Below are 1,159 nucleotides of genomic sequence, written 5' to 3'. Positions count from 1 at the left end.
AGGCTAGCGTTCTAACCAACTGAACTACCGGGCCATTATTGGTGGGAGTTACAGGGCTCGAACCTGTGACCCTCTGCTTGTAAGGCAGATGCTCTCCCAGCTGAGCTAAACTCCCAACTAATGCCTTTGTCGCCTCAGCTTTCGCTTTATCTCTCAGCGACGTATATTATGATATCACAAAACCGCTGTAAAGTCAATACCTTTCTTGTAAAAATTTCGGATTATCTTTTTTTCAGGTGAATGATTACCAGCTCGCGCGGATTGTTGATGCGCGGTATCGCCGCAGTATTCGAACAGCCCGCAGATACAACCATACGTCCGTCATAAATACCCTTGTCGTACTTCGGGAACAGCTTTCCGCCCGCACCCGCGACGCCCATGCTGAAAATGCGGATTTGTCCGCCGTGGTTGTGTCCTGACACAATCAAATCGATATCCGTGTCGTTTATTTTCAGCGTTTCGTAATAGTTCGGATTGTGACAGAGCAGCAGCCTGAGCTCGTCTTTTTGTGCGAAGCTGCTCAGCCACTCCTCGTCATATTCGTCCGAAAGGCCGCCGATCAGCATAAAGTTACTGTTGACCACAGCCTCGGCTTCCTCGTTGTCCAGGCAGTGAATCCCGTTGTTCCGGAAAAACTCCCTGTCCTCACACATAAGCTCTTCCTCGTGATTGCCCAGACTGAGAAACACGGGCGCGATGTCCGCCGCCTGACGCAGGAATGAATATGCGTTTTTGGTGTCGGGCTTACTTCGCTTAGGGCGCAGAAGCATGAAAAATAAGTTGACGTAGTAAATTATATTTACAATCAGCCAGCGGATCGGATTGAACCGCCTTTTTACCGTCGACTGATATCTCTCACGGTAACGCTCGAGCGTATCGCCCGCAACGACCGTTAAATCGGGGTTCTGAGCGCGCAGCAGATTCAGTATGTCAATGGCGCGGCGCTCGTGCAAATCCGTAACCAAAGCGATCTTTAGCGGCTTTCTGATACGCTCTGAAAACACCTCGTACTCTGTTACAACAGGCTTCGACATACGCGTTCCTCACCTCCGTATAATTTATTGCCTGATAATCTGAAATATTCTTATTTCCAGAAGCTGACTTCGCTTTCCTTCAGTCCGATATCCGTAGCGCGGAAATGCGGATTGAGGCGCTTTTT

General features: G+C 49.4%; 1 protein-coding gene and 1 tRNA gene. Both read right to left on the bottom strand.

Features of this window, described 5'->3' with window-relative positions; translation table 11 throughout:
- Positions 1–39: 39 nt before the first annotated feature.
- Positions 40–115: transfer RNA gene (locus tag JKK62_RS09615), tRNA-Val, on the bottom strand.
- Between the two features lie 106 nt (positions 116–221).
- Entirely contained in the window at positions 222–1,034 is an 813-nt protein-coding gene (locus JKK62_RS09610) for a metallophosphoesterase (RefSeq protein ID WP_201427701.1), read from the bottom strand.
- Positions 1,035–1,159 lie beyond the last annotated feature (125 nt).

Source organism: Ruminococcus difficilis, assembly GCF_016680995.1.
Note: the sequence above shows the minus strand (reverse complement) of the source record. Positions and strands in the feature narration are given on the sequence as shown.

What these genes read in the sequence shown, in the direction of transcription:
- JKK62_RS09610 (WP_201427701.1), bottom strand. Translation starts at nt 1,034, where the DNA reads ATGTCGAAGCCTGTTGTAACAGAGTACGAGGTGTTTTCAGAGCGTATC.